The 3,889-nt window shown below is 74.4% G+C and carries 3 protein-coding genes; all 3 read left to right on the plus strand.

What is annotated here, in order from left to right; all coding sequences use genetic code 11:
- Positions 1–35: 35 nt before the first annotated feature.
- Positions 36–1,418 (plus strand): pyridoxal phosphate-dependent decarboxylase family protein, encoded by a 1,383-nt coding sequence (locus HGA02_RS12725; protein WP_168679322.1) that lies wholly within the window; start codon positions 36–38, stop codon positions 1,416–1,418.
- A gap of 124 nt (positions 1,419–1,542) precedes the next feature.
- Positions 1,543–3,513 (plus strand): glycoside hydrolase family 15 protein, encoded by a 1,971-nt coding sequence (locus HGA02_RS12730; protein ID WP_168679323.1) that lies wholly within the window; start codon positions 1,543–1,545, stop codon positions 3,511–3,513.
- 163 nt (positions 3,514–3,676) lie between these two features.
- Positions 3,677–3,889: iron chelate uptake ABC transporter family permease subunit (locus tag HGA02_RS21470; RefSeq protein WP_343035466.1), on the plus strand; the 213-nt coding region annotated here is incomplete at its 3' end.

A 3,889-nucleotide genomic window follows, 5' to 3' on the forward strand; every position in this document is an offset into this window, starting at 1 on the left:
CCCGGGCGGGCGGCGCTCCACGGACGGCGGTGCCCATGTCCCCGGTCGACGACTACCGCGACCTCCTCGACGCCGCCCGGCACCGGGCGGTCGAGTGGCTGGACCAGGTGCCGGAGCGGCCGATCCCCCCGGCGGCGGACGTCGGCGAGGTCAAGGACGCGCTCGGGCGGACGCTGCCGGAGTCGACGCAGGACCCGCGCGCGGTCCTCGACCGGCTCGCCGACGCGGTCGAGCCGGGGCTGCTGGCCAGCCAGTCGCCGCGGTTCTACGGCTGGGTCATCGGCGGCACGTACCCGGTGGCGCTGGCCGCGGACTGGCTGGTGAGCACGTGGGACCAGAACGGCGGCATGCGGCACTCGTCCCCGAGCACGACGGCCGTCGAGGACCTCGCGGGCGAGTGGCTGCTCGACCTGCTGGGGCTGCCCGCGGCGTCGGCGGTCGGGTTCGTGACGGGCGCGACGACCGCGAACCTCGTCGGGCTGGCGGCGGGGCGTGAGCACGTGCTGCGCAAGACGGGCTGGGACGTCAACACCGAGGGCCTGACGGGTGCGCCGCGCGTGCGGCTCGTCGCGGGTGCGGAGCGGCACGGGTCGGTCGACCTCGCGGCGCGGTACCTCGGGCTCGGGGCGGCGCGGCTGGTGCCGTCCGACGACCAGGGACGCATCGCGGTGGACGCGCTCGCGGACGCCCTCGCCGACGGGGAGGGGCCGGCGATCGTCTGCCTGCAGGCGGGCAACGTGCACTCCGGCGCGTTCGACGACGTCGGCGCGGCGGTCGCGGCCGCGCACGAGGCTGGCGCGTGGGTGCACGTCGACGGCGCGTTCGGGCTGTGGGCGGCGGCGTCACCGCGCCTCGCGCACCTCACGCACGGGTACGAGACGGCGGACTCGTGGGCGACCGACGCGCACAAGACGCTCAACGTGCCCTACGACAGCGGCATCGCGATCGTCGCCGACCGGGAGGCGGCGCGGACCGCGCTCGGCATCCGCGCGAGCTACCTGGTCGCGGCCGAGACGAGCGACCCGCACGAGACCGTCCCCGAGATGTCGCGTCGCTCGCGCGGGGTGCCCGTGTGGGCGACGCTCGCGTGGCTCGGGCGGCAGGGCGTCGCGGCGCTGGTCGAGCGGCTCGCCGACGGCGCGACGACGCTGGCCGACGCCCTCGCGCGCATCGACGGCGTCGAGGTCGTCAACGACGTCGTCTACACGCAGGTGTGCGTCGCGCTGAGCGACGGCGCACGCACGCAGGCCGTCGCGGCGGCGCTGCGCGAGGAGGGCGTCGCGTACGCGTACACGTCGCACTGGCAGGGCCGGGACGTCGTCCGGTTCTCGGTGAGCAACTGGGCGACCGACGGCGCCGAGGTGGCGGCGACGGTCGAGGCGGTGCGTCGCGCGGTCGCGGCGGTCGACGGAGGCTGAGCGGGTGGCGCGCGAGGGTCGGAGCCTGCGAGCGCCGCACGCGCGGGCGGCGACGTCCGCGCACGTCACACGACCGCAACACGCTCGTGGCGACAGCGACACCGCACGGGACGACGCTGAGGACATGACGCCCGTGCCCCCGCCCGAGGCCCCCTCGCGGGCCGACGTCGCCCTCACGCGCCCGCACCACGGCTCGGACTCGCAGCACCGGTCGGCGTTCCCGGCGATCGCGAGCTACGCGTTCCTGTCGGACTGCGAGTCGAACTGCCTGATCTCGCCGGCGGGCGCGGTCGAGTGGATGTGCGTGCCGCGGCCGGACTCGCCGAGCGTGTTCGCGTCGATCCTGGACCGCGCGGCCGGTTCGTTCCGGGTGGGTCCGCACGGGATCCAGGTCCCGACGGCGCGCCGCTACCTCCCGGGCACGCTCGTGCTGGAGACGACGTGGCAGACGCCGACGGGTTGGCTCGTGGTGCGCGACGCGATGGTCATGGGTCCCTGGCACAACACGACCGAGCGCTCGGCGACGCACCGCCGCACGCCCACGGACGACGACGCCGAGCACATCCTGCTGCGCACGATCACGTGCGTGAGCGGGACCGTCGACCTGCAGGTCGAGTGCGAGCCGGCGCTCGACTACGGCCGTGGGCACACCGAGTGGGAGTACACGGGTGCCGACTACCACGCGGTGCGGACGGTGCCGCAGGAGGAGGGCGACCTGAGCCTGACGCTCACGTCGAGCCTGCGGCTCGGGGTCGACGGCCGGGCCGCGTCGGCGCGGACGCGCATGTCGAACGGCGACAAGGCGTTCGTCGCGCTGTCGTGGTCGCCGCTGCCCGCGCCGCGCACATGGGAGCAGGCGGCCGACATGTCGTGGCGCACGCAGGAGTACTGGCGGGAGTGGATCACGCTCGGCGTCTTCCCCGACCACCCGTGGCGCACGTACCTGCAGCGGTCGGCGCTCACGCTCAAGGGTCTGACGTACGCGCCGACAGGCGCGCTGCTCGCTGCGGCCACGACGTCGCTGCCCGAGACGCCCGGCGGCGAGCGGAACTGGGACTACCGGTATGCGTGGATCCGCGACTCGACGTTCGCCCTGTGGGGCCTCTACACGCTCGGCCTGGACCGTGAGGCGAACGACTTCTTCGCGTTCATCCACGACGTCTGCCGCGGGAACAAAGACCTGCAGATCATGTACGGCGTCGGCGGCGAGGACCGGCTCGACGAGTCGGAGCTCGGGCACCTGTCCGGCTACGAGGGCGCGCAGCCCGTGCGCATCGGCAACGCGGCGTACGACCAGCAGCAGCACGACGTCTGGGGCGCCGTGCTCGACTCGGTGTACCTGCACGCCAAGTCGCGCGAGCAGCTGCCCGAGTCGCTGTGGCCCGTGCTCAAGCTGCAGGTCGAGGCCGCGATCCGGCACTGGCACGAGCCCGACCGCGGCATCTGGGAGGTGCGCGGCGACCCGCAGCACTTCACGTCGTCGAAGCTCATGTGCTGGGTCGCGCTCGACCGCGGCGCCCGGCTCGCGCGCATGCACGACGAGCACGACTTCGCCGAGCAGTGGGCCAAGCTCGCGGCCGAGATCCACGCCGACATCTGCCGCAACGGCGTCGACTCCCGCGGCGTGTTCGTGCAGCGGTACGGGTCCGACGCGCTCGACGCGTCCCTGCTGCTCGTGCCGCTGCTGCGGTTCCTGCCGCCCGACGACCCGCGCGTGCGCGCGACGGTCCTCGCGATCGCCGACGAGCTCACCGTCGACGGCCTCGTCCTGCGGTACCGCGTCGAGGAGACCGACGACGGGCTCGAGGGCGAGGAGGGCGCGTTCACGATCTGCTCGTTCTGGCTGGTCAGCGCGCTGGTCGAGATCGGCGAGGTCGAGCGCGGGCGGGCGCTGTGCGAGCGGCTGCTGTCGTTCGCGTCGACGCTCAACCTGTACGCCGAGGAGATCGACACCCGCACCGGCCGCCACCTGGGCAACTTCCCGCAGGCGTTCACGCACCTGGCGCTCATCAACGCGGTCATGCACGTGATCCGCGCCGAGGAGCGCGCGGGCCACGACGGCATCCACTTCGAACCCCCCAACCGCGGCGGCTGACCGTTCCCCCACCCGGCGCACGGCCGCGGCCACGCCTGCGGTGCCCTGCGCGCTGCCGCACGTCCGGTGTGCGACGTCGTCCCGAGGGGGCGACATCGGTGCCTCCGTCTCGGGGCGATGTCGCAACCTCACCGCGGCGCAGCGATGGGACAGACTCTTCCCCGTGACGGACCTGCTCTCGACGCCGGTGCGACCGGCCGACGGGTCGGACGCGGGCGTCACGCTCGACGACTTCCGCCCCGACTGGTCGCGCGTCGTCGACCCCGGCGACGACCAGACCCTCGCGGTCCTCGTCGCGTCGCGCGCCCCGCGGGTGCTCGCCGGCCTGCTCGTCGGGGCCGCGCTCGGCGTCTCGGGCGGTGCGCTGCAGTCGGTG

Origin of the sequence: Cellulomonas septica (assembly GCF_012396155.1) — a bacterium.
Taxonomy (GTDB): Bacteria; Actinomycetota; Actinomycetes; order Actinomycetales; family Cellulomonadaceae; genus Cellulomonas; species Cellulomonas septica.

Coding starts and splice junctions, on each gene's coding strand:
- HGA02_RS12725 (WP_168679322.1), top strand. CDS start 36: ATGTCCCCGGTCGACGACTACCGCGACCTCCTCGACGCCGCCCGGCAC.
- HGA02_RS12730 (WP_168679323.1), top strand. CDS start 1,543: ATGACGCCCGTGCCCCCGCCCGAGGCCCCCTCGCGGGCCGACGTCGCC.